Raw genomic sequence first — 26,377 nt, 5'->3', positions numbered from 1 at the left:
TTCAGGGCGCCCGATAGCCCAGGAGCACGCTCGCGGCCGCGGCTTCCCGCCGCACGGCCTGAGCGATCGGCCCGTCCGGCGCCGCGTCGAATCCGCCGGTCGCGCCCAGCGCGGTAAGCGCCGCGCACGGCCGGCCGCTGTGGTCCAGCAGGGGCGCGGACACCGCGCTGATGCCCTTCAGATTGGTGTCGCGCACCGCGGCGCAGCCTTGCTCGCGCACCTCGCGGCGCAGGCGGCCGATGGGATCGGCAGCATGCAGCTGCGCGCGCAGGTCGTCCGGCGCGCCGGCCAGTTCGGCCTCGGCCATGGCGCGCACCCGCGCGTCGTCCTGCAAGGCCAGGAACACGCGGCCCGTCGCCGACCAGAGCATCGACAGGACCGAACCCATGCGCACGTTCACCGTCACGGGCAGGCCCGGTTCCTCGAAACGCACGATGGTCGGCCCCTTGTTGCCCATGACGGCGACGAAGCAGGTCACCTCGAGCGCTTCGCGCAGCCGGATCAATCCGGGCTCGGACAGCCGGATGGGATCGGCCTGGCGCAGCGCGGCCAGGCCCAGCAGCATGGCTTCCAGCCCCAGGAAATACTGCTGGCTGGCGGCATCCTGCGACACAAGCCCTTCTTCCATCAGGCTGGCCAGATAGCGGTGCACCTTGGCGGGGCTCTCTCCCACCTGGGAAGCCAGCAGCGTCAGGCTGGCGCGGCCGCCCAGCCGGCCCAGCCCCTTCAGCACCGCCATCCCGGTTTCCGCGGCCTGCACCCGCTGGCGGCGCTCGCGCGGGCGGGAAGACGCGATGGACGGATCGGGAATGGAGGACGGATCGGAGGTCGGGCTCATTTGATAAATTACGCTATGCGTATATGATTTACGCAAGTGTAATACGGAGCGATCGACATGGCCCACCCCTCCCCGACCCCGCAAGCGGCCACTGGCAACGCCGGCGGCTGCCCCATCGACCACGCCGCCCTGGCGCGGGCCCAGGGCTGTCCCGTCAGTCCGCGGGCGGCGGAGTTCGATCCCTTCGGCGACGGCTATCAGCAGGATCCGCCCGAATACGTGCGCTGGGCGCGCGAACAGGAACCGGTTTTCTACAGCCCCAAGCTGGGCTACTGGGTCGTTACCCGCTACGACGACATCAAGGCGGTCTTCCGCGACAACCACACGTTCAGCCCCTCGATCGCCCTGGAGAAAATCACCCCCACCGGCCCCGAGGCCAATGCCGTGCTGGAAAGCTACGGCTACGCCATGAACCGCACGCTCGTCAATGAAGACGAGCCGGCCCACATGCCGCGCCGGCGCGCGCTGATGGACCCGTTCACGCCGGAAGCGCTCAAGCATCACGAGCCCATGGTGCGCCGCCTCACCCGCGAGTACGTGGACCGGTTCATCGATGACGGGCGGGCCGACCTGGTCGACCAGATGCTGTGGGAAGTGCCGCTGACGGTGGCCCTGCATTTCCTGGGCGTGCCCGAGGAAGACATGGACCGCCTGCGCGAGTACTCCATCGCGCATACGGTCAACACCTGGGGCCGGCCCAGGCCCGAGGAACAGGTGGCGGTGGCGCACGCCGTGGGGAACTTCTGGCAGCTTGCCGGCAAGATCCTGGACAAGATGCGCCAGGAACCCGACGCCCCCGGGTGGATGCAGTACGGCATCCGCAAGCAGAAGGAATATCCCGAGGTCGTTACCGACTCCTATCTGCATTCGATGATGATGGCCGGCATCGTTGCCGCGCACGAGACCACGGCCAACGCCTCGGCCAACGCCATCAAGCTGCTGCTGCAACATCCCGACGCCTGGCGCGAGCTGTGCGAAGACCCGGGCCTGCTGCCCAACGCCGTGGAGGAATGCCTGCGCCATAACGGCTCGGTCGCCGCGTGGCGGCGGCTCGCCACGCGCGACACCGAAATCGCCGGCGTGGCGATTCCGGCGGGCGCCAGGCTGCTGATCGTATCGTCATCGGCCAATCATGACGAACGCCATTTCGCGGACGCCGATTTCTTCGATATCCGCCGCGAGAATGCCAGCGACCAGCTCACCTTCGGCTACGGCGCGCACCAATGCATGGGCAAGAACCTGGCGCGCATGGAAATGCAGATCTTCCTGGAAGAGCTGACCCGGCGTCTGCCGCACCTGCGCCTGGCCGAGCAGCGTTTCACCTACGTGCCCAATACCTCGTTCCGCGGCCCCGAGCACCTGTGGGTGGAATGGGATCCGTCCGCCAATCCCGAACGCCGCGACCCCGGGCTGCTCGCCCAACGCCAGCCCGTGCGCATCGGCGAGCCCTCCACGCACGCCATCAGCCGCAGGCTGCGCGTCGCCTCCGTGACGCCCGCGGCCGACGGCATCGTGCGGATCAGGCTCGAATCGCCCGACGGCAAGCCCTTGCCGCGCTGGACGCCCGGCTCCCATATAGACATCGAATGCGGAGACACCGGCCTGTCGCGCCAGTACTCGCTTTGCGGAGACCCCGCGGCGCCGGGCGCGCTGGAAATCGCGGTGCTCCGCGAGGCATCCGGCCGCGGCGGCTCGGCCTGGATCCACGAGCATCTGCGGCCCGGCAGCATCCTGCGCGCGCGCGGGCCGCGCAACCACTTCAGGATGGACGAAAACGCGGCCAGCCTCGTCTTCATCGCGGGCGGCATCGGCATCACGCCCATCAGCGCCATGGCGCGCCGCGCGCGCGACCTCGGCATGGACTACCAATTGCACTACAGCGGCCGCACGCGCCGGTGCATGGCCCTGCTGGACGAACTGGCGGAATTGCACGGCGAGCGCCTGCACCTGCACATCAGCGACGAAGGCGGCCGCAACGACTTCGCGGGCTTGCTGGCACGGCCCACGGCAGGCGCCCAGGTCTACGCCTGCGGCCCCGAACGCATGCTGGCCGCGTTGCAGCAGGCCTGCGCGGGCTGGCCCGAAGACTCCCTGCGCGTGGAGCATTTCCATTCCACGCTCGCCACGCTGGATCCGTCCAAGGAGCACGCGTTCGAGGCGGAGCTGAAGGATTCCGGCATCGTCGTGCAGGTGCCGGCCGGCCAGACCTTGCTTGCCGCGCTGCGCGGCGCCAACATCGACGTGCAGAGCGATTGCGAAGAAGGGCTTTGCGGGTCCTGTGAAGTGCGCGTGCTGGGCGGCGCCGTCGATCACCGCGACGTGGTCCTCACGCGCGCCGAACGCGAAGCCGGCGATCGCATGATGGCCTGCTGTTCCCGCGCGCAGGGCGGCCGCATCGTGCTGGAGCTGTAGCGCGCAGGGCGGCCCTGGATACCGGCTGCCCGCAAGCCTGAAGTGGGGCTGAACGCGTTACAATTCATCCCCCTTTATTCATCACGACGTCCCGCAAAGGCGGGGCGCGTTTTTTTTGTTGCCGGGCCGCCCCAAGACAACAACGCCCCTGGGGGCAGCAAGCGGGCGTAGCCCGCGCCGCGCGGGGGCTTTTTTTGCCGCCGGGCCCGCCCAATTTCCTAGCGCTCCTAGATGCCGATCAAAGACCAACTATTTCTCGCCAGCCAGTATCTTGCGCCCCACCACCTGGTGTCGCGCCTCTTCGGATACGCCTCCGACTGCCGGGAACCCGCGGTCAAGAACTGGATGATCTCGCGCTTCGTGCGCCGCTACGGCGTGGACATGCGCGAGGCCCTGCAGGAAGACCCGTTGGCCTACGAGTGCTTCAATGATTTCTTTACCCGTGCATTGAAGGACGGCGCGCGCCCGCTGGATGACGAGCCCGGCTCGGTGGTCTGCCCCGCGGACGGCGCCATCAGCCAGATGGGCGCCATCGAACACGGCCGCATCTTCCAGGCCAAGGGCCATTCCTATGGCCTGGCGGACCTGCTGGGCGGGGACGCCGAGCGCGCGGCGCCCTTCCAGGGCGGCGAGTTCGCGACGGTCTATCTGTCGCCCAAGGATTACCACCGCGTCCATATGCCCGTCGCCGGCACTCTGCGCGAAATGGTCCACGTGCCGGGCCGCCTGTTCTCCGTCAATCCGCTGACCGCGCGCAACGTGCCGCGCCTGTTCGCGCGCAACGAACGCGTCGTGTGCATTTTCGACACCGAGCACGGGCCGATGGCGCTGGTGCTCGTCGGCGCGATGATCGTGGCGTCCATCGAAACCGTGTGGGCGGGCCTGGTCACGCCGCACAAGCGGCGGGTCAGGTCAACGCGCTACGACGATGCCGCCCGCGCGCCCATCCACCTTGCGAAAGGCGCCGAAATGGGCCGGTTCAAGCTGGGCTCGACCGCGATCGTGCTGTTCGGGCCGGGCAAGATCCGCTGGGCCGACACGCCTTCGGTGCTGGGCCCGGTGCGCATGGGCGAACTGATGGCGCTGCCGGCCTGACGGCGGTTCCTCTGGGTGCTTATTCACAAAAAGCGAAATTGGATGTCGTGATTTATTCGCTTTATGCGAGAAAGCGGCCTTGCTAGATTACGGGCTTTTGCCGGCCCGCCATGACCTCCCCCCTTCCCTCCGCCGCCGTTCCCAGCGCGGCCCCCGCCGCTCCGGCGCTGCCGCGCGCGCTGGCGCGCCTGCTCTCGCTGGACGATTTCGAGGCGGCCGCCCGCCGGCGCCTGCCGCGCCCCATCTTCGGCTACATCGCCGGGGCGGCGGAAGACAACCAGTCCCTGCGGAGCAACCGCCAGGCCTTTGCCCGCTATGCATTCGCGCCGCGCGTGCTGGTGGACGTATCGCGCCGCACCCAGCGCACCGAACTCTTCGGACGCCGCTACGAATCCCCCTTCGGCATCGCGCCCATGGGGATCAGCGCGCTCTCGGCGTATCGCGGAGACATCGTGCTGGCGCGCGCCGCCCGCGCGCAAGGCATTCCCGCCATACTCAGCGGCACGTCTCTGATTCCGCTCGAAGAGGTCATCCGAGAGGCGCCCGGCACCTGGTTCCAGGCCTATCTGCCTGGCGATCCGCAGCGCATCGACGCGCTGGTGGAGCGCGCCCGCCGCGCGGGCTACGAAACCCTGGTGCTGACCGTGGACATCCCCGTGTCGGCCAACCGTGAAAACAATGTGCGCACGGGATTCTCCACCCCGCTCAAGCCCAGCCTGAGGCTGGCCTGGGACGGGATTACGCGGCCCCGGTGGCTGGCGGGCACGTTCCTGCGCACCCTGCTGGCCCATGGCATGCCGCATTTCGAGAACTCGTTCGCCACGCGCGGCGCGCCCATCGTATCGGCATCGGTGCTGCGCGATTTCACCGCGCGCGACCATCTCAGCTGGGAACACGTGGCCCGCATCCGCAGGCAGTGGCCCGGCACGCTCATCATCAAGGGCATCCTGCATCCGCGAGACGCGGCCCTGGCCCGGCAGCACGGCGCCGACGGCGTCATCGTGTCCAACCATGGCGGGCGCCAGCTGGACGGCGCCATCTCGCCCTTGCGCGCGCTGCCCGCGGTCGTGTCGGCGGCCGGAGGCATGACGGTGATGATGGACAGCGGCATCCGGCGCGGCGGCGACGTGCTGAAAGCGCTGGCGCTGGGCGCCCGCTATGTCTTCGTCGGGCGTCCGTTCAATTATGCGGCGGCGGTCGGCGGCGAGGCCGGCGTCTCGCACGCCATCGGCCTGCTGCGCGCCGAGGTCGACCGCAACATGGCCATGCTGGGCATCAACGACATCCGGGAAATGAACGCGGACCTGCTCGCGCGCGAAGCGCTGGAAACGGACTGAATCGGCCCCCTGCCTGGCCCGGCATAGAATGGCGTTTCTCCTGACACGCGCGCCCGGGGCCCACCCGCGGGCGCGCCTCCCGAGCCGCCTGTGTCCTTACGCCAATCCTCGTTTTTCCTGCGTTTCCTGACCCTGGGCGCGTTGGCCCACGTCTACGTGGGCGCCCGCCTGATTCCCGACGCCATGCTAGGCGGCAAGGAGTCCGCCGCCGCCGCTCTCGTCCTGGTGCTGTCCTGCGTCCTGATCCCGCTGGGCATGCTGGCCCGCTCGTCCCTGCATCCGCCCTGGGGCGACCGCATCGCCTGGGTCGGCTTGTTCGCGATGGGCCTGTTCTCTTCCCTCTTCGTGCTGACGGTGCTGCGCGACGCGCTGCTGCTGGCCGGCTGGCTGGCCACGTTGCCCATGGATGGCGCGCTGCCCTGGGCGCTGCTGCGCCAGGCCAGCGCCTGGGCAGTCGTCGGCCTCGCGCTGGCCGGCACGCTGATCGGCTTGTACAACGCGCGGCGGCGCGCGCGCGTCGTCGACGTGGACGTCCCGATCGAGGGGCTCGCTCCGGACCTGGACGGCTTCACCATCGTCCAGATCAGCGACATCCATGTCGGGCCCACCATCAAGAAGCGCTATGTGCAGGCCATCGTGGATGCCGTCAACGACCTGTTGCCGGACATGATCGCTATCACCGGCGACGTGGTCGACGGCAGCGTCGAGCACCTGGCCGCCCAGGCCAGCCCGCTTGGCCAGTTGCGGGCGCCCTTTGGCGCCTACCTGGTCACCGGCAACCACGAATACTATTCAGGCGCCGCGCCCTGGGTGGCCGAGTTCCGCCGCATGGGCCTGCGCGTGCTGATGAACGAGCATGCCGTCATCCATCCCGCCGGCCTGCCGGTCGTCGTGGCGGGCGTGACCGACTACGGCGCGGGCGCCTTCGATCCCCAGCAGCGCAGCAGCCCCGCCGCCGCGCTGTCCGGCGCGCCCGCCGACGCCCTGCCCAAAATCCTTCTGGCTCACCAGCCCCGCAGCGCGGCCGCAGCCGAACCGCTGGGCTATACCCTGCAGCTCTCCGGCCATACGCATGGCGGGCAGTTCTTCCCCTGGGGGTTCTTCGTGCGCTTCCAGCAGCCCTATACGGCCGGGCTGCATCGGATGGGCAGAATGTGGGTGTACACCAGCCGCGGCACCGGCTATTGGGGGCCGCCCAAACGGCTGGGCGCGCCGTCGGAGATCACGCGGCTGCGCCTGCGCGCGGCCCCGGCGCGCTGAGGCGGCCGCGCCCCGGTTCAGGCGTTGTCCGGCAGCGGACCGCGCTCCAGGTAACTGGTCAGCGCGATGTCGCTCGTGGTGTTGGTGATGCCTTCGATCTGGTGGATGCGCGCCAGCAGCTGTTCCAGCGCCTGGGTGTCGCGCACCCGCACCTTCAGGAGCATCGCGCTCTTGCCGGTGATGGTGTGGATCTCTTCGACCTCGTTCAGCTCCGCCAGTCCCAGCACCTGCTGGGTGATGCTCCAGTTGTTGGTGTCCACATGGATGAAGGCCAGCAGCGGCCGGCCGATCCTGGCACCGTCCAGCCTGGCGGCGATGCCCTTGATCAATCCGTCGCGCTTGAGCCGCTTGACGCGTTCGTGCACGGCCGGAGCGGAAAGACTCAGCATCTTGCCCAATTCCGCATAGCTGGGCGTGGCATCGCCCGCCAGCAGCGTTAACAGTTTTCGGTCGCGGTCGTCTAGGTCTGACATTGGAATTGCATTCTGCCGAACGGCATTCGAACTTTTATGGAATAAGGGAATATAAGCGTTAACCCTTATTTTATTCCAATAAAATTCCGGGATGCATAGCCGTAGCACCCGCAGCACCCGCCCCGCTTCTTCCGTTCCCGCCCTGATGTTCGCCGTTAGCGTCGTCGGCTCCAACGGCCTGGCGCTCAGCCCCATCCTCAGCGACGTCGCCCGCTCGTTCTCCACGTCCGCGCTGACGATCAGCACGGCCATTTCGGCCTACGGCGCGGCGACCGCCGCCAGCGCTTTCTTTCTTGCCGCGCGCATCGACCGCATCGGCATCCGGCGCGCCCTGCTGGCGGCCATGGCCGTCCTGATCGCGGCCCTGCTGCTGTCCGCCGCCGCGCCGCACTGGATCGTGCTGACGCTGGCCCAGGCGCTGGCGGGCGCGGCGGCCGGCGTGATCCTGCCGGCCGCCTACGGCTCGGCCTCGCTGGTCGCACCGCCCGGCCAGGAGGCGCGCACGCTGGGCCGGGTCATCTCGGGCTGGTCCGTCTCTCTCGTGGCCGGCGTGCCGCTGTCCGCCCTGATCTCGGACGCCGTGGGCTGGCGCGCCACCTATGCGACGCTGGCCTTGTGCGCCGCGGTCGCAGTGCTCGGCCTGCGCCGCCTGCCGGAGCGGCGGGCGGCCCATCCCGCCCCGCTGCGCCTGTCCCGCCTGCTGGCGCCGCTTTCGTATCGCGACGTGCCGGCGCTGCTGCTGGGCTGCCTGGCCTTCTCGTCGGCATTCTATGGCGTGTACGCATTCCTGGCCGACCACGTGCGCTCCCTGCTGGCGCTATCCGCCGGACAAGTGGGCTTCATCGCCTTCGCCTACGGCGCGGGCTTCCTGCTGGCTGGCATGATGGGCGCGCCGCTGATCGAGCGCGCGGGTCCGCGCCGCGCCCTGCCGTTGGCCCTGGGCGCCATCGCGCTGGTCTACGCGGGCCTGCTGCCGGCCGCGCATTCGCTGGCGGCCGTGCTGGCCATCGCCACCCTGTGGGGAGCCGCCTCGCAGCTCAGCCTGAATCTGCTGGTGCTGCTGCTTTCCCGCGCCCGTCCCGACGAACGCGGCGCGGTGCTGGGCCTGAATACCTGCACGACGTACCTGGGAGCCAGCGTCGGCACCGCGGTCGCGGGCACCATCTACGCGCGCGCCGGCTTCGAAACGCTGGGTCTCGCGGCCGCCGCCGCGCTTGCGGCCGCCGCCATCGGCCTGCACTGGCGCCTGAACGGACGGCGCGCCGCCCGCGGCGAAGCGGCCGCCTGAGCGGTCCGGGCGCCGCGCTCAGACCCGGTATTCCACCGCGCAGTCGCGTCCGGCCCGCTTGGCCTGGTAGAGCGCGAAATCGGCGCGGCGCAGCACGTCCGACGCGCTCGCGTCCCCTTCGGCGAAACGCGCAATGCCGCCGCTTACCGACAGCGCCACCGCTTCCCCGTCGATATCCACGGGATGCTGCCGCAGGCTCGCGCGCAGGCGGGCGCAGACCGCGTGCGCCACGTCCACGTCCGAATCGGCCAGAAGCACGAGGAACTCCTCGCCCCCCAGGCGGCCGATCGAGTCGTCTTCGCGCAGGCAGGCTCTCAACTGGTCGCAGAAATGCCGCAGGGCCGTATCGCCTCCCAGGTGCCCGTAGCGGTCGTTGACCTGCTTGAAGTAGTCCAGGTCCAGCATCAGCGCCGTATTCGGGCCGCCTTCTCCGCGCGCGGCGGCGGCCAGCCTGTCCTCCACGCGTTTGAGGATCTCCGCGCGATTCCAGCAGCCAGTCAGGTCGTCGATCCGCGCCAGGCGCGCCAGGGCCGCTTCCGTGCGCCGGTTGTCCGTCATGTCCATTCCGATATTGACCACCTTGCCGTCGGGCAAGCGGACGTTCGACCACAGCACCGCCAACCGTTCCCCGCTACGCGCGCGCGGATGCCATTCGCGGAACGCGCGGTTCGGCCGCAGTCCGACGGTGTCGATGACCTGCTGCCGGGTTTGCGGATCGGGATAGAACAACTCCAGCGGGTTCCGGCAGGCCTTGACCTCGGCCTCCGTCCATCCAAAACGCTGTTCGCAGGCTTCGTTCCAGAGCGTGCAGCGTCCATCGGGCCCGAACGCGTTGATCAGGACCGGCGCCGTCTGGAACAGGGCTTCATGCTGCCGCACCACGTCGCGCAGGCGCGCAAGCTCGCGTTCGCGCGCTGCCGCCCCCAGCACGGCATGCCGGGCGAAGGCGGCCAGCATGGCCTGCGCGGCCGAGTAGCCTGAGGCGTCGGCCAGGCCGCGCCTGAAGAGGAAGGCGATGTGGCCGCAAGCGGTTCCGTCCGCGTCGAGGAGCGTATGCGCGACGCAGGCGCGCGCGGCCGCCTGCCTGAACCAGGGATGACTTGCGGGAATGCCGTCCAGGCACACGTACGAGGCCGCCGGCGCCAGCCGTGCCCCCAGTTCGGCGGCGGCGCCTGCCGCGTTCGCGGACAGGCCGGCGCCGCCGCTCTGGCTGGCGGTGAACTCCGCCCCACAGGCCGGACCGTCCAGCCGCACCCAGGCATAGTCCACCCCCATGTCCTCGACCGCGCGGCGGACCAGCTCCTGGAAGAACCGCGCGTTCGGCTCCGCCTCCAGGATGCCGCTGGCGGCGGCGAGGATGCGGGCGTCTTCCGGGACCGGCGCCGGAACGCTGACCGCGTGGGTGGACGATGAACTTCGCATGCTGCAATCGGTGTAGAGGCGTCGAACCACGCGGGCCGGAGCGGGACCGGCAACGCCGGAATGCCGGGCCGGGAGTCGGCGCCAGTATACGGGCTCCGTCCGCGGGGGATTGCCAAGAATCGTCAACGCCTGCCCGGCGGGCCGGCGCCCTACCAGGGGAAGTCGATCAGGTCGCCGTACAGGCTGCGCAGCTTGGCCTTGACCTCGGGCGATTGCTGGTAGATCGCGATGAATTTCAGCAAACGGGGGTCCTGGGCGCCCTTCGGCGTGGCCACCCACCGGATCGCGTAACGGCGCACGTTGACCGGATCCGTGTTGTCGAACGCCAGGCCGTCCTTCTCGTTGATGCCGGCCTGCTTGGCGAAGGTCGTGTAGGTCACGGACGCGGTCACGTCGTCGAACGTGCGCGCCGACTGCGAGCCTTCGATCTGCACGAACTTCAGCTTCTTCGGATTCGACACCACGTCCTCCAGCGCCGCCCGATGGGCCACGCCGGGCTTCAGCTTGATGAGCCCGATGGACTCCAGCAGCAACAGGGCCCGGCCGGTGTTCACCGGATCGTTGGGCACCGCGATCGTTGCGCCGTCGGGCACGGGATCGCCCTTCCTGAGTTTCTTGGAGAACAGCCCGATCGTGGTGGAATAGCCATAGGCGATCGGCACCAGGTCGGCGCCGCGGCGCTGGTTGAACAATTGCAGGAAAGGTTCGTGCTGGAAGAAGTTCGCATCCACCGAGCCGTCCGCCACCGCGATGTTCGGCAACACCCAGTCATTGAACTCCACCAGTTGCACGTCCAGCCCTTCCTTCCTGGCCTGGGCGATCGCCAGCTCCGTGGCCGCGTTCGCCACGCTGGCGATCACGCCGATCCGCAAGGGCTTGTCCTGCGCCAGCGCGCTGGTTCCGCAGGCCAGGCCCAGCGCCGCAATGGCGGCGCCGCGGGTCAGTGTCGAAAACAGTCGTCGCATGAACATGAACACCATCCTGGTAGGGAAAACGGGGCGTCGCCCGGCATAGCCGCTATTGTGCAGCAGCGCGGGGCCGCCGCCGGCAAAGGCCTTTGTCACGCAATGGCAATCCCCGCGCCCGGCAAGCGGCGCTAAGATGGCATCAATACGTCCTCGGGAGACGCTCATGAGCGCCGTATTGACATCCCCGTCCGCGGCCAGCCGCCGCGACCAGGTCGAAGACCAGCTGGGCGCCCACAACTACCATCCGCTGGACGTGGTGATCGCCCGCGGCAGCGGCGTCTGGCTCTACGACGTCGATGGCCGCCGATACCTGGATTGCCTGTCCGCGTATTCGGCCGTCAATCAGGGGCACTGCCACCCCGCCATCCTGGCCGCCATGACCGAACAGGCGCAGACGCTCACGCTGACTTCGCGCGCGTTTCGGCACGACCAGATGGCGCCGTTCTACGAAGACCTGGCCCGCCTGACAGGCGCGCACAAGATCCTGCCCATGAATAGCGGCGCGGAAGCCGTGGAAACCGCCATCAAGGCCGTGCGCAAATGGGGCTACGAAGTGCGCGGCGTGCCTGAAGGCGAGGCGGAAATCATCGTCTGCGCCAACAACTTCCACGGCCGCACCCTGGGCATCGTCGGCTTCTCCACCGACCCGGACGCCTACGGCCATTACGGCCCCTTCGCCCCGGGCTTCAAGATCGTCCCTTTCGGCGACTACGAAGCCTTCGATGCCGCCATCACGCCGAACACCGTCGCCTTCCTGGTCGAACCCATCCAGGGCGAGGCCGGCGTCGTGCTGCCGCCCGCCGGCTACTTCGCCCGGGTGCGGCGGCGCTGCACGGAACGGGGCATCACCTTGATCCTGGACGAAATCCAGACCGGGCTGGGGCGCACCGGCAAGCTGCTCGCCGAGGAGCACGAAGGCATCGAAGCCGACGTCACCCTGATCGGCAAGGCGCTCTCCGGCGGCTTCTATCCCGTGTCGGCGGTGCTGTCCAACGCCGATGTGCTCGGCGTTTTCCAGCCGGGCCAGCACGGCAGCACCTTCGGAGGCAATCCGCTGGCCTGCGCGATTGCGCGCGCCGCGCTGCGCGTGCTTACGGAAGAAGGCATGATAGAAAACGCCGCGGCCATGGGGCAGTATTTCCTCGATCGCCTGCGCGCGCTGCCCGGCCCCGTGCGCGAAGTGCGCGGCCGCGGCCTGATGCTGGCCGTCGAGCTGGAGCCCGCCGCGGGCGGCGCCCGCCTGTGGTGCGAACGCCTGCAGGAGCGCGGCATGCTGGTCAAGGATACCCACGGCCACACCCTGCGCCTCTCCCCGCCCCTGATCGTGACGCGCGAGCAGATCGATTGGGCTTGCGACCAGCTCGCCGCGGTACTATCCGCCCCTTGAAGACGCACCTTGTCCGGAGCCCGCAACTTGCAGAACACGTCCCCCCAGCCCAAGCTCATCACCCTCATCGGCGCGCCCACCGACATCGGCGCGGGCGCCCGCGGCGCATCCATGGGGCCCGAGGCCTTGCGCGTGGCCGACCTGGGGCCCGTCATCGAAGCCCAGGGCTTCCAGGTCACCGACCGCGGCAACCTGTACGGCCCCGCCAATCCCTGGCTGCCGCCCGTGGACGGCTACCGCCATCTTGAAGAGGTGGCGGCCTGGAACCGCGTGGTGCACAACGCCGTCTACGAAGAGCTGCGCCTGGGGCATCTGCCGATCCTGCTGGGCGGCGACCACTGCCTGGGCATCGGGTCGATCAGCGCCGTGGCCCGCCACTGCCGCGAGGCCGGCAAGAAACTCCGGGTGCTGTGGCTGGACGCCCACGCCGACTTCAACACCCATGCCTTGACCCCCACCGGCAACATCCATGGCATGCCCGTCGCCTGCCTGTGCGGCTACGGGCCGCAACAGATCACCGGCCTGTCCGGCCAGACTCCGGACATCGAGCCGGGCTGGGTGCGCCAGATCGGTATCCGCAGCGTGGACCAGGGCGAGAAGCGGCTGGTCCACGAAGCGGGCCTTGAAGTCTTCGACATGCGCTACCTCGACGAAATGGGCATGCGCGCCACCATGGAGGCGGCGCTCTCGGGCCTGGACGCCGACACGCACCTGCACGTGAGCTTCGACGTGGACTTCCTCGATCCCGAGATCGCGCCTGGCGTGGGCACCACGGTGCCCGGCGGCCCCACCTACCGCGAAGCCCAGCTCTGCATGGAGATGATCGCCGACACGGGCCTCATGCGGTCGCTCGACGTGGTGGAGCTTAACCCCGCGTTCGACGTGCGCAACAAGACCGCGGAACTGGCCGTGGACCTCATCGAAAGCCTGTTCGGCAAATCCACCCTGATGCGGCGCGGCGCCTGAGGCAGCGCTCCGTTCAGGGAGCGGGCCCTAACCTTCCCGCCCCTGCCGGATTCCTTCGGCCGCGGCGCTCAGCTGGCGCAGGCGCTCCTCGCGCCTTTCGCCCATGCGCGAGGTCGGGCCCGCCATGCAAAGCGCATACCATTCGCCGCCCAGGTCCAGCGCCACGGCCAGCCCGGTCAGGTCCGCCACGCTTTCGCCCACGTTCTCGGCCCAGCCTCTTTCCGCCGCGCGCTCGACCTCGGCCAGCAGCGCCTGGCGCGTGACCAGCGTGCGCTCCGTGTAGCGCGTGTATTCCACCGCCGCCAGCACGGTCTCGCGCTCGGCCGGCGGCAGGCGCGCCAGGATGGCCTTGGCCACGGAGCTGGTATGCAGGGGCCGGCGGGTGCCCGGCCTTGCGGTGTAGTGCACCGGCTGCATGGCCTCCACCACGTCGACATACAGTACGTCGCCGTCCTGGATCTTGGCCAGCATGACCGTCTCGTCGGCCGCGTCGCGCAAGGCGACGAGCTGCGGGCGGACCTGCTCCAGCCAGGGATCGCCCGTGAGGATCTGCGCGCTCAGCGCATGCAGCTTGGCGGTCGGGTAATAGCCGCCGCGACGGCGCACCTCGTACAGATAGCCGCGCGCCACCAGTGTGCGCACCAGCGCCAGGCAGCTCGACATCGGCGCGCCCAACCCCTGCGCCAGCTCGGTAAGCGGCAATGGGCGCCGCACCTGTGCATACAGTTCGATCAGTTCCAGCGTGCGTGCGACGAGCTTCACTTCCATGACGGCCACCTGTCTCCTGGTTCCCGCGCAGGCCCAGCGATCGGGCCTCGCCCTGCCGCGCCAACATGCCCTGGGTATTCCACTATGTTGACTTTCCCTGTATGGAAACATAAATTCTTGCACAGGAATTTTTATTCACCAACTAGAAATAATTTTCAACCGGCTGGAGAACCGGCGGCCAGGCCAGATACACCGCGTCCAAACGAACATCGATAATTCGGCCCCGAGCGGGCTGGGAGACAAAGCAGATGCGTATCAAACCCCTGTTGGCGGCGTTGGCCGCCGCGCTGGCCGCGACCGCGGCCCATGCCCAATCCGACGTGGTGCGCCTCGGCGTATCCAATGACCGTTCCGGGATCTATTCCGACCTCGGCGGGCTGGGTTCGGAAATGGCCGTTCGCATGGCCGTCGAGGATTTCGGCGGCAAGGTCGCCGGCAAGACCGTGGAAGTCGTCGGCGCCGATAACCAGAACAAGGCAGACGTGGCCTCGGCCCTGGTGCGCCGCTGGTTCGACACGCAGAATCTGGTGGCCGTGGTGGACGGCGGCGCCAGTTCGGCCGGCCTGGCCGCCCAGGGCGTCGCCCGCGAGAAAGGCGGCACCGCCCTCATCAGCGGCGGCTTCGCCGGCGACTTCAGCGGCAAACAATGCAGCAACCTCAGCACGCAATGGGCGCCCGACACCTACGCGCTGGCCAACGCCGTGGTCAAGAGCGTGGTCGAGAACGGCGGCAAATCCTGGTACTTCATCACCACCGACTATGTCTTCGGCAAGTCCCTGGAGAGCAACGCCACGCGCTTCGTGCAGAACGCGGGCGGCACCGTGCTGGGCAGCACGCGCCATCCGCTGGGCGCGCTGGACTTCGCCTCGTTCCTGGTGCAGGCGCAATCGTCCAAGGCCAACGTCGTGGGCCTGGCCAGCGCCGGCGGCGACCTGGTCAATCTCATCAAGCAGGCGCAGGAGTTCGGCCTCACCGGCGGCAATCAGCGCATGCTGACCTTCCTGACCTTCATCAACGACGTCCAGGCGATGGGCCTGCCCGTCGCCCAGGGCCTGACGTTCCCCACCGGCTTCTACTGGGACGCCGACGAAGATACCCGCGCCTGGACGCAACGCTGGCAGAAGAAGATGGGCGTGACCCGCGCGCCCTCGATCGTGCAGGCGCTGAGCTACGTCGCAACCACGCACTACCTGCAGGCGGCGCAGGCGGTCGGCTCGTTCGACGGCGCCGCCGTCAACCAGAAGATGCGCGAGTTGCCCATCACCACGAAATTGATCAAGAATGCGCGGGTACGTCCCGAAGACGGCCGCGTCATCATGGACCTGTACCTGGTCGAAGTGAAGAAACCCGCCGAATCCAAGTACTCCGGCGACTTCTACCGCATCCTGTCCACGGTGCCGGGTGAAAAGGTCTTCGTGTCCCTGGCGGACAGCGAGTGCCCGACCGTAAAGAAGTAATGCCCTTCCGGCGCCGCGCCCGTTACGCGGGGCGGCGGCCCGGCAGCAACGACACCCCAAAGGAGACAACCCATGAAGTGCTATTGCGTCGTGAACTTCCGCGAGCCCCTGCAGGAAATGAATCCGCCCACGCCCACGCCGCAAGGGTCGCAGGTGCTGCTGAAGGTCCGCGCGGCTGGCGTTTGCCACAGCGATATCCACTTGTGGGAAGGCGGCTACGACCTGGGCCAGGGCCGCACCCTGTCCCTGAAGGACCGCGGCGTCTCGCTGCCGCTGACCATGGGCCACGAAACGGTCGGCTCGGTAGTGTCGGCCGGCCCGCAGGCGCAGGGGCTGGCGTCCGACCGCAACTACCTGGTCTATCCCTGGATCGGCTGCGGCAACTGCCCGTCCTGCCTGGCGGGCATGGAGAACCATTGCTCCGCCCCCGCCTGCCTGGGCGTGCACCGCGCCGGCGGCTACGCCGACCACATCCTGGTGCCGCACCCGCGCTACCTGATCGATATCGGCGACCTGGAACCGGCGCAGATCGCGCCGTACGCCTGCTCTGGCCTCACCACCTATTCCGCCCTGAAGAAGATCGGCGCGAATATCTACAGCGAGCATCCGGTCGTGATCTTCGGCGCGGGCGGCCTGGGCCTGATGTGCCTGACGTTGATCAAGGCGCTGGGCGGCGCCGGCGCCATCGTGGTCGACATCGACCCGGCCAAGCGCCAGGCCGCGCTGGAAGCCGGCGCGCTGGCCGCGATCGACGGTGCCGCGCCCGATGCCGCGCAGCAGATCATCAAGGCCGCCGGCGGCAAACCCGCGCAAGCCGCGATCGACCTGGTGGGCGCGCCCGCCACCACCTCGCTCGCCTTCGATTTCCTGACCAAGGGCGGCAAGCTGATCATCGTGGGCCTCTTCGGCGGCGCCTCGTCGTGGCCGATCGCGCTGATCCCGATGAAGGCCCTGTCGATCATCGGCAGCTACGTGGGCAACCTGGCCGAATTGCAGGAACTGATGGAGCTGGTGCGCGCCGGCAAGGTGCCTCCCATCCCGGTGCACCGCTACGCCCTGTCGGAAGCCGACAGCGTGCTGGCCTCCCTGCGGGCGGGCAAGGTCGTGGGCCGCGCGGTGCTGACCAGCTGAGGCCTTCCGGCTATTTGCTCTTCAACCGCGGATCGTAGATGAAGCGCTCCCGCCGCACGACCTCGATGAGGGCGGCGTCGGGATGCGCGGGATTCAAGAGAAGGTTGAAATCCGGCACGCCGGCACAGGCCACGATCGCGCTGGGAACCTGCAACAGCGCCGATACGCCCGAGGCGGCCCAGTTGTCGCCCACGCCTTGCGCCGCCTCGGCGAACGGGACCGCGTCCCAGAACGGGTAGTCGTCCTGCAGCTGGTCCAGGGTCAGGATCTGCCTGGCGTCGTAGAGCGCGCGCGGCACCGACAGCTCGATCAGGTAGCGGTTGGCCTGCTCGGAGGCCCGCGCCGCGAAATGCACCACCGTCTCCAGCACCGCCAGCGACACGCACGACGAGGCATAGACCACGGCGGTGCCCGGGCTGTTGTAGCGGCCGCCCACGGCGGCCGCGCCCGCCCCGCTCAGGTCATCCGCCCGGTACTTGCCGGCCGTCGTGCCGATGCGCCATAGCGAAACGTTGCCGGTCACGGGGCTGCCTTCATGGTGCGCCGTCCGGGCTTTTGGCGGCTCAGGCGTAGACGCCGGCCGCCGCGCGGGCCAGGGTGTCTTCGACGATGCGGCTGCTGGCGTCCGACGTCAGCAGCGAGAGCGGCTTGACGTTGCCCAGCGCGGGCACCGGCGTATTCAGCCACTGCACCGCCTCTTCCTCGCTGCCCAGCACCTGGCGGGCCACCCGGACCACCCGCGCCACGCGGGCCAGGCGGTCGGACTCTCCCAGGGGCAGCATATGGCCTTCGCGCGTCCAGCGCGACAGCGAAGCCGCCTTGACCTCGGTGATCGCCATGATCTCCGACTTGGGCACCTGAAGATAGTCGGCGGCGTCGTCGACCATCTGCGCCGGCAAGCCGCGGCTCACGTCGCGCGCCATTTCCATCAAGGGGCTGTCCACCAGCCCGCGGAACAGTTGCTTGGCCCGCGCGGCCGGGTGCCGGGGCGGGCGCTTGGCGGTCGCGCCGCGCTTGGCGGGGGATTTTTCGACGATGGCGATGGTCATGGCATCCTCCTGGAAGGCCGCGGCCCCGGGCCACGGGCAATACCAAATTGAATTCATAATATCCCATTTGGTAGTTCCGCGGCAAGACCGGGGTCACGGCCGCAACAGCCATCGCGCGCCGGGCATGTGCCGGATTTGGGCCTATCATAGGCGGCTGTAACACGATTCATCAGACTCTACGACAAGGACAGGCAATGACGGACCGGCAGCTCACGATACTCGCGGCGTTGAACCTCATGGTGGCGGTCGGCGCGGGGGCCTTCGGCGCCCACGGGCTCAAGCGCATGATCACGCCCGAACTGCTGGCCGTCTGGCAAACTGGGGTCCTGTACCACCTGATCCACGGGCTGGGCCTGTTCGCCGTCGCGCTCCTGGGCGCCCGCTATGGCTCGCCCCTGCTGTCGGCGGCCGGCGTGGTGATGTTCGTGGGCATCGTGCTGTTCTCCGGCAGCCTGTACGTGTTGTCCCTGACGGGCACGCACTGGCTGGGCGCCGTTACGCCGTTCGGCGGAGCCGCCTTCCTGGCCTCATGGGCCATGGTGGCGCTGGCCGCCTATCGCGCCCAAGGCTGACCCGCCCGGGGCTGACCCGCCCGGGGCTGACCCGCCCGGGGCTGACCCGCCCGGGGCTGACCCGCCCCGAACCGGCCGCATTTTTTCATCCCCCCTACGGCGGCAGGAACCGCCGCTTTTCCAGGCTGTAGATGTCCACCTCGACCGCATTGCCCTCCACCCAGAATCATTCCGCTGCCGCAGGCATCGCCTGCGTGGTGGGCGGCATTTTCTTCCTGACCCTGAGCGACGCCAACGCCAAATGGCTGGGCTCCGCCTACAACCCGCTGCAGATCCTGTTCCTGCGCGCCCTCATCGCGCTGCCATTCGTCATGACGCTGGCGCTGTGGCTGGGCGGACGCCGCGTGCTGCGGACCACTCACCCTGGCCTGCACCTGACGCGCGGCGCCATCAATGTGGTGTCCGCCTGCTGCTTTTACCTGGGACTGCGCGCGCTGCCGCTGGCAGAGGCCACGGCCATCGCGTTCGCGGCCCCGCTGTTCGTGACGGCACTGTCGGTACTGATCCTGAAGGAGCGCGTGGACGGCAAGCGCTGGCTGGCGGTGCTGGCGGGCTTCGCCGGCGTGCTGATCGTGGTGCGTCCCGGCACCGCGGCCTTCCAGGCGGCCACCCTGCTGCCCTTGACCACCGCCTTCCTCTACGCAGTCATGATGATTACCGCGCGCGGCATCAGCCGCGGCGAAGGCATGCTGACGACCACCTTCTACATCGTGCTGGGCCAGTTGGTGTGCAGCGCGGTCGCCCTGCCCTGGGTCTGGCGCGCGCCCGCCATGGAAGATCTGCCCTATTTCGGCGCCGTGGCGCTCTTCAGCACGCTGGGCCTGGCCCTCATCACGCAGGGCTTTCGCATCGGCCCCGCCTCGGTGGTCGCGCCCTTCGATTACACGGGGCTGATCTGGGCCACGATCCTGGGCTGGATATTCTGGCGGGAGGCGCCCGACGCCTACGCCTACCTGGGCGCCCTGTTCATCGCCGGCAGCGGGGTGTACATCGCCGTGCGCGAAGCGCGCGCCAAGGCCCGTCCCCGCCGGCCCGCCGCGGGTTGACGCACCGCTACTCCGTGGGCGCCGGAAAATGCCGGCGCAGCACGCGCGCCACGTTCGGCTCCAGCGCGGCCTCCCGGGCCACCGCGGCCAAGGCCGGGCAGATGGACTCGAACCACGCCTGCCCCGGACGCCAGCGCGTCATCACGGTGACGTACAGATCCAGCGCCGAAAACCGCCGCCCGAGCATGTGCGGCGCGCCGGCCTGGCGTTCCAATTCCTGCCACAGCTCGGCCCGCCGCATGTGCACGCGCTCGCGCAGCAGGTCCGCGGGCGCGCCCGCCGTCGTCCATTGCGGCGGATCGTCGCCGTACGTAAACGTGGGATAGATCGCGCCTACCAGCCGGATCAGCAGGTTCAGGAAACGCGCCCGCTCCGGCTTGTCGGCCGGCGGCGCCAGCCCGGCCTGCGGCGCCACGTCGTTCAGGTGCAGAATCATGGCCGCGCTCTCGGTCATGACCTCGCCATCCGGCATCACCAGGGTCGGCACCTGGCCCAGCGGATTCAGCTGCAGCAGCCGGTCGCGCTCCGAACCGGGCCTCAGGTAGGGAATGTCCGTCAGCATGTGCGGCACATTGGCCAGCACCAGCGCCATTTCGACGATGGCGGACCCGCAGCCCGCCGACCCGATCAGCTCATATGGTTTCATGGCATTCATCCTCCGGAATCCGCCGGCGCCACCCGCAGCAGTTCGCCGGGCGAAGCATCGGTCAATACGTACACGTAGCCGTCCGGCCCTTGCCGCACATCGCGTATGCGGCTCTTTCGGTCCACCAGCAGGCGCTCCTGCGCCACCACGCGGTCGCCGTCCAGGGTCAGGCGGATCAGGTTCTGGTTGGCCAGCGCGCCGATGAACAGGGAATTGCGCCACGCCGGGAAGCGGTCGGCGTCGTAGAACGCCATCCCGCTGATCGCGGGCGACTTGGGCCACCAGAACAGCGGCGGCTCCATGCCCGGCAGCGTGCCGCCCTTGGCTTCGGGGATGGGCTGGCCCGAGTAGTTGATGCCGTGGGTCGCCAGCGGCCAGCCGTAGTTCCTGCCCGGCCGGACGAGATTGATTTCGTCGCCGCCCCGCGGCCCGTGCTCGTTCTCCCAGAGCTCGCCGGACCAGGGATTCAGCGCCATGCCCTGGGGATTCCGGTGCCCGTAGGACCAGATTTCCGGGCGGGCGCCGGCCCGGCCCGCAAAGGGATTGTCCGGCGGCACCGAGCCATCGGCCTTCAGCCGCACCACCTTGCCTTGCAGCTTGTCCAGGTCCTGCGCGGTTGGCCGCTGGTTGTTCTCGCCCAGCGAGATGTACAGATAGCCCTTGCGGTCGAACACCAGCCGCGATCCGTAGTGCAGGCCGGACGAGAGCTTGGGCTCCTGGCGGAACAGCACGCGAAAGCCCTCCAGCGCCGTGCCGTCGTCCGACAGGCGCGCGCGCCCCACGGCGGTGCCGCTTCGGGAGCCGTCGGCTTCCGCATATGACAGGTAGACGTAGCGGTCGTCGGCGAAATCGGGAGAGAGCGCGACATCGAGCAAGCCGCCCTGCCCCTGCGCCGCCACCTTCGGCAGCCCGACCAGGGGCTTGGACAGGCCGCCCGCCGCGCTCAGCAGCCGCAGGCTGCCGGAACGCTCGGTGATCAGCATGCCTCCGCCAGGAAGGAACGCCATCGACCAGGGATGATCCAGCCCGCCCGCGACCAGGGTGACCCGGGCCTCCACCGAGGGCGGCTCCGGGGCCGCCTGCGTCGGCGCGGCGAATGCCGTGGACAGGGACAGGAGCAGGAAGAAAGCGCGCGTGCTCGCGGCGGGGCGTGGCGGCATGGTCATCTCCGGCGGCAACTGGTCTGAATGCGTCGTGGCGGGCGCAACCCATGGCCCGGCGCGCCGCAAGCCCCGCGGGCGGACGCGCGGGTGGCGTACCATATCGGCCAAGGACGGGGGCTCCCGTCCTTCCTTCCAGGAGACTCCATCACATGAAACTGTACTACATGCCCGGCGCGTGCTCGCTCGCCTCCCACATCGTCCTCGAATGGATCGGCAAGCCCTACGAAACGCACAAGCTCAGCCGCGATGAACTGAAAGGCCCCGAGTTCCTGAAGGTCAATCCGCTGGGCGCGGTGCCGGCGCTGTCGGACGGCGACTGGACGGTCACCCAGAACGCGGCCATCCTGGAGTACCTCGCCGAGCAGGCCCCGCAGTCCAAACTGATGGGCGATGGCTCGGCCCGCGGGCGCGCCGAAGTCCGCCGCTGGCTCGGATTCGTCAATTCCGACGTCCACAAGACTTTCTCGATGATTTTCGGCGCGCCGCGCTTCGTGTCGGAGGAAGGCGCCCAGAAGGAGCTGGCCGGCTCCGCCTCCCGGCTGCTGACCAAGCTTTTCTCGCAGCTGGACGCGCAACTGGCCGGCAAGCCCTACCTGACCGGCGACGCGCCCTCGATCGCCGACGCCTATCTCTACGTGGTGCTGCGCTGGGCCCGCGCCAAGGAAGTAGACCTGACGGGGCAAGACAACCTCGCCGCCTTCTTCAAGCGCATGGAAGCCGACAAAGGCGTGCAGGCCGCGCTGGCTGCGGAAGGCCTGTAAGCGGCATGCCGGGCGCGGCCGCCGTCCGGCGTCAGCCGGGGCTGGCGGGCATTCCCGCCAGGTCCGGCGGCGCCCCGTCCTCCAGCGTCTTCTTGACGGCCGCCAGGAAGCGTCTGGCCAGCAGCGGCGGCGCGCTCAGGTTCGAATGGGTGGCCCAGATATCCACGCAGGCCGCCGGCAGTATCGGCCGCAGCACCATGTGGGCGGCCTGATCCGGCGTGACGCACCAGGCGTCCACCAGGGCCGGCCCCAGCCCCTGCTGCACGAACGAGCATGCGGTCACCGGAGAATGCACCTCCACCGCGGCCGGACAGCCCCCCCGCTCGCCGAAAAACGGCTTTAAGGCCCGCGCCAGGGGCGTATCGCGCGGATAGCCTATCCAGGCCGCCGTCGAGAAATCCTCCGGGCGCACCACCTCGCGGCCCGCCAGCGGATGCGCGGCGGGCAGCGCGCAGATCACCGGCACCTGCGCCAGCCGCAGCGAGGTCAGGTTGGGATGATCCGGCGGCTGCATCGAAATGCCGATGTCGGCCTGCCCCGACAGGAAGTAGGCGGCCAGCTCGTCGAAGGTCACGCTGCGGTAGTCCACCCGCGCGTCCGCGTTGCGGTTGCGGAAGCGGTCCAGCGCCATCGGGATCAGGCGCTGGCCGAAGCTGGCGCTGGCGACGATCTTCAGCATGCCGGCGCCCGACTGCCCGAGGCTCGCGGCCAGGTCGTTCACCCGCTGGATGCCGCCATACACCTGCTCCACCTCCGCATACAGCCGCCGCGCCTCGGCGGTGGGAGACAGGCGGCTCTTCACTCTTTCGAACAGCCGGTAGCCCAGGCGGCTTTCGGTCAGCGCGAGCACCCGGCTGACGGCGGGCTGCGACACGTGCAGCATACGCCCCGCGCCGCTGATCGAACCGGACATCATGATCGCCCGGAACACTTCGATCTGCCTCAGGTTCAAGGGCCGGCCGGCCGTAGGCCCCACCTCGTCCGCATAGGCGTGCATATCCATTTTTCCCCCGCGCCAACCGCACGAATCGATAACGGCCGATTATAGGTTTTCGACATTTTTCGATGACGGCCCGGCGCGGCCCCGGGTGTAACCTGCCGGCCTCCACCACAACAGAACAGGGGAATCATCATGCGCAACCGCTTCTTCCGCGGCCTGTCCGCGCTGGCGCTCGGCGCCGCGCTGTCGGCCACCGCCTCCGCCGGCGCCTATCCCGACAAGCCCATCACCTTCGTGGTGCCTTCCGCCGCCGGCGGCTCGCCCGACGTGCTGTCGCGCCTGATCACGACGCAGCTCGCGCGCGACACCGGCGCCACGCTGGTGATCGAAAACCGCCCCGGCGCGGCCGGCAACATCGGGATCGCGCTGGTGAAACGCGCCGCCGCGGACGGCTACACGGTGGGCTATGGCAACATCAACACGCTGGCGGTGAACCGCTCGCTGTTCAAGCGCCTGCCCTATGACGTGGACCAGGACCTGACGCCCGTCGCCCATCTGTTCGACCTGTACAACGCGCTGATCGTGCCGGCCGACTCGCCCATCAAGAGCGTGCAGGACCTGATCGAGCGCGCCCGCAAGGAGCCGGGCCGCCTGTCCTACGGCGCCTCCGGCGTCGGCACCACCGGCCACATGGGCGGCGAGCTCTTCAAGAGCATGGCCAAGGTCGACGTGATGTTCATCCCGTACAACGGCGGCCCCGCCGCCATCCAGGATCTGCTGGGCGGGCGCCTGGACTACCTGTTCGTGAACACCTCGGAGGCCGCGCCGCTGGTCACGAGCGGCAAGGTGCGCGCCATCGGCGTCAGCAGCCTGAAGCGCCTGCCGATGATGCCGGACGTGCCGACTCTCGACGAGGCCGGCGTGAAGGGCTATGAAACCATCTCCTGGGGCGGCGTGGTCGCGCCCAAGGGCACGCCCGACGACGTGGTCGCCACGCTGAACGCCGCCATCCAGAAGGCGCTGCAGGCCCCCGACGTGCGCGCCGGCCTGGCCACGCTGGGCGCCGAACCCGCCAGCGGCTCGCCCGCCCAGTTCAAGCAGCTGATCGACCGCGAAACCGCCAAGTGGCGCCAGATCATCGAATCCGCCGGCATCGAGAAACTCGACTGAAATGACCATGTCCCGCTTGCAGGCTGACTTCATCGTGGCCGGCGCCACGCTCATCGACGGCTCGGGCGGGCCCGCCCGCCAGGGAGACCTGGCGGTGCTGGGCGCGCGCATCGTGGCCGTGGGCGACTTCGACCATCCGGCCGCCGTGCCGGTGATCGATGCCCGGGGCCAGGTCCTGGCGCCGGGCTTCATCGACTCCCACACCCACGATGACGGCTACCTGCTGGCGCATCCGGACATGCTGCCCAAGGTGTCGCAGGGCATCACCACGGTCGTCACGGGCAATTGCGGCATCAGCCTGGCCCCGCTGGCGCGCGCCGAGGTCCCCCAGCCCCTGGACCTGCTGGGACCCGCGGCGCTGTTCCGCTACGGCACATTCCGCGCCTGGCTGGACGCCTTGCGGCAGACTCCCGCGGCGGTCAACGTGGTGCCCCTGGTGGGCCACACCACGCTGCGCGTGGCCGTCATGCGGGACACGTCCCGCGCGGCCGACGACCGCGAGCGCGCCGCCATGCGCGCGCTCCTGGAGGAAGCGCTGGATGCCGGCGCCTTCGGCGTCTCGACAGGAACGTTCTATCCGCCGGCCAGCGCCGCGCCCACGGCGGAGATCATCGACGTCTGCGCGCCGCTGCGCGGGCGCGCGGGTCTCTACGCCACCCATTTGCGCGACGAGGCGGACCATATCGTTCCGGCGATGGAGGAAGCCCTGACGATTGGCCGCGAGCTGGGCTGCCGGGTCGTGTTTTCGCACCACAAGCTGGCGGGGGAACGCAATCACGGCCGCAGCCGCGAAACGCTGGACCTGATCCGCCGCGCCGCCGCCACGCAGCCCGTGTGCCTGGACTGCCACCCCTACCCCGCCACCTCGACGATGCTGCGGCTGGACCGGGCCCGTTTGGCGAGCCGCACGATGATCACCTGGTCCAAGGGATATCCGCAAGCCACGGGCCGCGATTTCAGCGAGGTCATGGCCGAACTGGGGCTGGACGACGAGGCGGCCATCGCGCGCCTGGCCCCGGCCGGCGCGATCTATTTCCTGATGGCCCCCGCGGACGTCGATCGCATCTTCGCGCATCCGCTGACGATGGTGGGCTCGGACGGCCTGCCCTTCGATCCGCATCCGCACCCGCGCCAATGGGGCACCTTCACCAATGTGCTGCGCACGATGGTGCGCGAACGGCGGCTGCTGTCGCTGGAGGCCGCCATCCACAAAATGACCGGCCTGGCCGCGGACCAATACGGCATCGCCGAGCGCGGCCGGCTGCGCGAGGGGTATCATGCTGATTTGGTGCTGTTCGATCCCGCCACGGTAACGGATGTGGCCACTTTTTCAGCTCCCGTTCAGGCAAGCCAAGGCATCCAGGCGGTATGGGTCAATGGCAGGCGCGTATGGGATGGGGAACGGACGGGCGCCGAACGCCCGGGCCAGGTTCTGGCGCCCGGCGCCGCATTATCTCGGAGTGAATAACGTGAATACCTATTCCCAGGGTTGTTACCTGGGTGTATTGGGCGGTATGGGTCCCATGGCCGGAGCGGCCTTTGCCCTGCGCCTGGCGGCGCTGACGCCCGCCGATGTCGACCAGCAGCACATCCCCACGCTGCTGCGCAACGATCCCCGCATTCCCGACCGTTCCAGCGCCTACATGGCGGGCGGCGAGAATCCCCTGCCCCACATGGTGGAGGGCGTGCGCTTCCTCGAACGGGCCGGCGCGCAACTCATCGCAATCCCGTGCAACACGGCCCATCTCTGGTACGACCAGATCGCCGCGTCCACGGGCCTGCCCGTGCTGCACATCATCCAGGCGGTCATCGAAGACCTGCGCCGCCTGGGCCTGCCCAAGGGCCGCATCGGCCTGATGGGCACGGCGGCCACGCTCAAGCTCGGCCTCTACCAGCGGCACCTCGAAGCGCAGGGCTATGAATGCATCGTGCCCGACGACGAAGAGGTCGAGCGCTACTGCATGGGCTCGATCCGCGCCGTCAAGGGCAACCTGCTGGAAGAGGCCTTCGCCCCGGCCGCCGAATGCATCGCCCGCCTGCGCGCGCGCGGGGCCGACGCGGTGGTGCTGGGCTGCACCGAGCTGCCGCTGGCCGTGCCGCACGCCCTGCGCCCTGGCCTCGGGGTGACGCTGACGGACTCCATCGATGCGCTGGCCCGCGCGGCGATCGCGCACTATCTGACTGACGCGCCCCGGGAATTGATCGCCGCCTGAGGGGCGCCGAAAAAA

The 26,377-nt window shown here is 69.0% G+C and carries 25 protein-coding genes; 15 read left to right on the top strand and 10 right to left on the bottom strand.

The window, feature by feature from the left end:
- Nucleotide 1: 1 nt before the first annotated feature.
- On the bottom strand, nucleotides 2-838 hold the full coding sequence (locus ACN6PJ_RS02415; protein ID WP_427994299.1) for an IclR family transcriptional regulator: 837 nt from the start codon (nucleotides 836-838) through the stop codon (nucleotides 2-4).
- A gap of 57 nt (nucleotides 839-895) precedes the next feature.
- Here ACN6PJ_RS02415 and ACN6PJ_RS02410 point away from each other — a divergent pair, with 57 nt between their 5' ends.
- The 4 genes from ACN6PJ_RS02410 (at nucleotide 896) to ACN6PJ_RS02395 (ending at nucleotide 6,942) form a co-directional block, all read left to right on the top strand.
- The gene (locus ACN6PJ_RS02410; protein ID WP_427994298.1) at nucleotides 896-3,250 is read left to right on the top strand and encodes a cytochrome P450/oxidoreductase; all 2,355 of its coding nucleotides are present in this window, start codon (nucleotides 896-898) and stop codon (nucleotides 3,248-3,250) included.
- 231 nt (nucleotides 3,251-3,481) lie between these two features.
- Complete coding sequence (asd, locus tag ACN6PJ_RS02405; RefSeq protein ID WP_427994297.1) at nucleotides 3,482-4,345, top strand: archaetidylserine decarboxylase; 864 nt, start codon at nucleotides 3,482-3,484, stop codon at nucleotides 4,343-4,345.
- 110 nt (nucleotides 4,346-4,455) lie between these two features.
- Nucleotides 4,456-5,682, top strand: a complete 1,227-nt coding sequence (locus ACN6PJ_RS02400) for an alpha-hydroxy acid oxidase (RefSeq protein ID WP_427994296.1) — start codon at nucleotides 4,456-4,458, stop codon at nucleotides 5,680-5,682.
- Between the two features lie 90 nt (nucleotides 5,683-5,772).
- The gene (locus tag ACN6PJ_RS02395) at nucleotides 5,773-6,942 is read left to right on the top strand and encodes a metallophosphoesterase (RefSeq protein WP_427994295.1); all 1,170 of its coding nucleotides are present in this window, start codon (nucleotides 5,773-5,775) and stop codon (nucleotides 6,940-6,942) included.
- Between the two features lie 17 nt (nucleotides 6,943-6,959).
- On the opposite strand, the gene ACN6PJ_RS02390 is transcribed toward ACN6PJ_RS02395, so the two are convergent.
- Nucleotides 6,960-7,415 carry an Lrp/AsnC family transcriptional regulator gene (locus tag ACN6PJ_RS02390; RefSeq protein WP_427994294.1) on the bottom strand — a complete coding sequence of 152 codons (456 nt, stop codon included), beginning with the start codon at nucleotides 7,413-7,415 and terminating at the stop codon, nucleotides 6,960-6,962.
- Between the two features lie 91 nt (nucleotides 7,416-7,506).
- Between ACN6PJ_RS02390 and ACN6PJ_RS02385 the strand changes: the two genes are divergently transcribed.
- Entirely contained in the window at nucleotides 7,507-8,703 is a 1,197-nt protein-coding gene (locus ACN6PJ_RS02385; RefSeq protein WP_427994293.1) for an MFS transporter, read from the top strand.
- A gap of 18 nt (nucleotides 8,704-8,721) precedes the next feature.
- Here ACN6PJ_RS02385 and ACN6PJ_RS02380 read toward each other — a convergent pair whose 3' ends face one another.
- Both ACN6PJ_RS02380 and ACN6PJ_RS02375 read right to left on the bottom strand, forming a co-directional pair.
- Complete coding sequence (locus ACN6PJ_RS02380; RefSeq protein WP_427994292.1) at nucleotides 8,722-10,125, bottom strand: diguanylate cyclase; 1,404 nt, start codon at nucleotides 10,123-10,125, stop codon at nucleotides 8,722-8,724.
- 149 nt (nucleotides 10,126-10,274) lie between these two features.
- Nucleotides 10,275-11,096: a MetQ/NlpA family ABC transporter substrate-binding protein gene (locus ACN6PJ_RS02375; protein WP_427994291.1), complete on the bottom strand. Its 822-nt coding sequence runs from the start codon at nucleotides 11,094-11,096 to the stop codon at nucleotides 10,275-10,277.
- Between the two features lie 160 nt (nucleotides 11,097-11,256).
- On the opposite strand from ACN6PJ_RS02375, the gene rocD reads away from it, so the two are divergent.
- Both rocD and rocF read left to right on the top strand, forming a co-directional pair.
- Nucleotides 11,257-12,480: an ornithine--oxo-acid transaminase gene (gene rocD, locus ACN6PJ_RS02370; RefSeq protein WP_427994290.1), complete on the top strand. Its 1,224-nt coding sequence runs from the start codon at nucleotides 11,257-11,259 to the stop codon at nucleotides 12,478-12,480.
- 27 nt (nucleotides 12,481-12,507) lie between these two features.
- The gene (rocF, locus tag ACN6PJ_RS02365) at nucleotides 12,508-13,446 is read left to right on the top strand and encodes an arginase (RefSeq protein ID WP_427994289.1); all 939 of its coding nucleotides are present in this window, start codon (nucleotides 12,508-12,510) and stop codon (nucleotides 13,444-13,446) included.
- A gap of 27 nt (nucleotides 13,447-13,473) precedes the next feature.
- On the opposite strand, the gene ACN6PJ_RS02360 is transcribed toward rocF, so the two are convergent.
- The gene (locus ACN6PJ_RS02360; protein ID WP_427994288.1) at nucleotides 13,474-14,214 is read right to left on the bottom strand and encodes an IclR family transcriptional regulator; all 741 of its coding nucleotides are present in this window, start codon (nucleotides 14,212-14,214) and stop codon (nucleotides 13,474-13,476) included.
- Nucleotides 14,215-14,462: 248 nt separating this feature from the next.
- Here ACN6PJ_RS02360 and ACN6PJ_RS02355 point away from each other — a divergent pair, with 248 nt between their 5' ends.
- Entirely contained in the window at nucleotides 14,463-15,671 is a 1,209-nt protein-coding gene (locus tag ACN6PJ_RS02355) for an ABC transporter substrate-binding protein (RefSeq protein WP_427994287.1), read from the top strand.
- 72 nt (nucleotides 15,672-15,743) lie between these two features.
- Nucleotides 15,744-16,802: an alcohol dehydrogenase gene (locus ACN6PJ_RS02350; RefSeq protein WP_427994286.1), complete on the top strand. Its 1,059-nt coding sequence runs from the start codon at nucleotides 15,744-15,746 to the stop codon at nucleotides 16,800-16,802.
- Between the two features lie 10 nt (nucleotides 16,803-16,812).
- Here ACN6PJ_RS02350 and ACN6PJ_RS02345 read toward each other — a convergent pair whose 3' ends face one another.
- Nucleotides 16,813-17,325, bottom strand: a complete 513-nt coding sequence (locus tag ACN6PJ_RS02345) for an RES family NAD+ phosphorylase (RefSeq protein WP_427994285.1) — start codon at nucleotides 17,323-17,325, stop codon at nucleotides 16,813-16,815.
- 40 nt (nucleotides 17,326-17,365) lie between these two features.
- Entirely contained in the window at nucleotides 17,366-17,851 is a 486-nt protein-coding gene (parS, locus tag ACN6PJ_RS02340; RefSeq protein WP_427994284.1) for a type II RES/Xre toxin-antitoxin system antitoxin, read from the bottom strand.
- Between the two features lie 194 nt (nucleotides 17,852-18,045).
- Between parS and ACN6PJ_RS02335 the strand changes: the two genes are divergently transcribed.
- A complete protein-coding gene (locus ACN6PJ_RS02335) occupies nucleotides 18,046-18,423 on the top strand; it encodes a DUF423 domain-containing protein (RefSeq protein ID WP_427994283.1) in 378 nt (125 codons plus the stop codon).
- A 131-nt stretch (nucleotides 18,424-18,554) separates the two neighbouring features.
- The gene (locus tag ACN6PJ_RS02330) at nucleotides 18,555-19,469 is read left to right on the top strand and encodes a DMT family transporter (protein ID WP_427994282.1); all 915 of its coding nucleotides are present in this window, start codon (nucleotides 18,555-18,557) and stop codon (nucleotides 19,467-19,469) included.
- Between the two features lie 7 nt (nucleotides 19,470-19,476).
- On the opposite strand, the gene ACN6PJ_RS02325 is transcribed toward ACN6PJ_RS02330, so the two are convergent.
- Together ACN6PJ_RS02325 and ACN6PJ_RS02320 are read right to left on the bottom strand one after the other, a co-directional pair.
- The gene (locus ACN6PJ_RS02325; protein ID WP_427994281.1) at nucleotides 19,477-20,115 is read right to left on the bottom strand and encodes a glutathione S-transferase family protein; all 639 of its coding nucleotides are present in this window, start codon (nucleotides 20,113-20,115) and stop codon (nucleotides 19,477-19,479) included.
- Nucleotides 20,116-20,120: 5 nt separating this feature from the next.
- Nucleotides 20,121-21,275, bottom strand: a complete 1,155-nt coding sequence (locus ACN6PJ_RS02320; protein WP_427994280.1) for a PQQ-dependent sugar dehydrogenase — start codon at nucleotides 21,273-21,275, stop codon at nucleotides 20,121-20,123.
- Between the two features lie 152 nt (nucleotides 21,276-21,427).
- Here ACN6PJ_RS02320 and ACN6PJ_RS02315 point away from each other — a divergent pair, with 152 nt between their 5' ends.
- The gene (locus ACN6PJ_RS02315) at nucleotides 21,428-22,039 is read left to right on the top strand and encodes a glutathione S-transferase family protein (protein ID WP_427994279.1); all 612 of its coding nucleotides are present in this window, start codon (nucleotides 21,428-21,430) and stop codon (nucleotides 22,037-22,039) included.
- Nucleotides 22,040-22,070: 31 nt separating this feature from the next.
- Here the strand turns inward: ACN6PJ_RS02315 and ACN6PJ_RS02310 are convergent, their stop codons facing one another.
- Complete coding sequence (locus ACN6PJ_RS02310) at nucleotides 22,071-23,042, bottom strand: LysR family transcriptional regulator (RefSeq protein WP_427994278.1); 972 nt, start codon at nucleotides 23,040-23,042, stop codon at nucleotides 22,071-22,073.
- 129 nt (nucleotides 23,043-23,171) lie between these two features.
- Between ACN6PJ_RS02310 and ACN6PJ_RS02305 the strand changes: the two genes are divergently transcribed.
- The 3 genes from ACN6PJ_RS02305 to ACN6PJ_RS02295 are packed head-to-tail and all read left to right on the top strand — an operon-like array spanning nucleotide 23,172 to nucleotide 26,362.
- Entirely contained in the window at nucleotides 23,172-24,149 is a 978-nt protein-coding gene (locus tag ACN6PJ_RS02305; protein ID WP_427994277.1) for a Bug family tripartite tricarboxylate transporter substrate binding protein, read from the top strand.
- A gap of 1 nt (nucleotide 24,150) precedes the next feature.
- Nucleotides 24,151-25,617 carry an N-acyl-D-amino-acid deacylase family protein gene (locus tag ACN6PJ_RS02300; RefSeq protein ID WP_427994276.1) on the top strand — a complete coding sequence of 489 codons (1,467 nt, stop codon included), beginning with the start codon at nucleotides 24,151-24,153 and terminating at the stop codon, nucleotides 25,615-25,617.
- A gap of 1 nt (nucleotide 25,618) precedes the next feature.
- Entirely contained in the window at nucleotides 25,619-26,362 is a 744-nt protein-coding gene (locus ACN6PJ_RS02295; protein ID WP_427994275.1) for an aspartate/glutamate racemase family protein, read from the top strand.
- The last annotated feature ends 15 nt before the right edge of the window (nucleotides 26,363-26,377 follow it).

Source organism: Achromobacter sp. (assembly GCF_050285585.1).
Classification (GTDB): domain Bacteria; phylum Pseudomonadota; class Gammaproteobacteria; order Burkholderiales; family Burkholderiaceae_B; genus Achromobacter.
The sequence above is the reverse complement of the archived record's forward strand: the minus strand, read 5'-3'. Positions and strand labels throughout refer to the sequence as shown.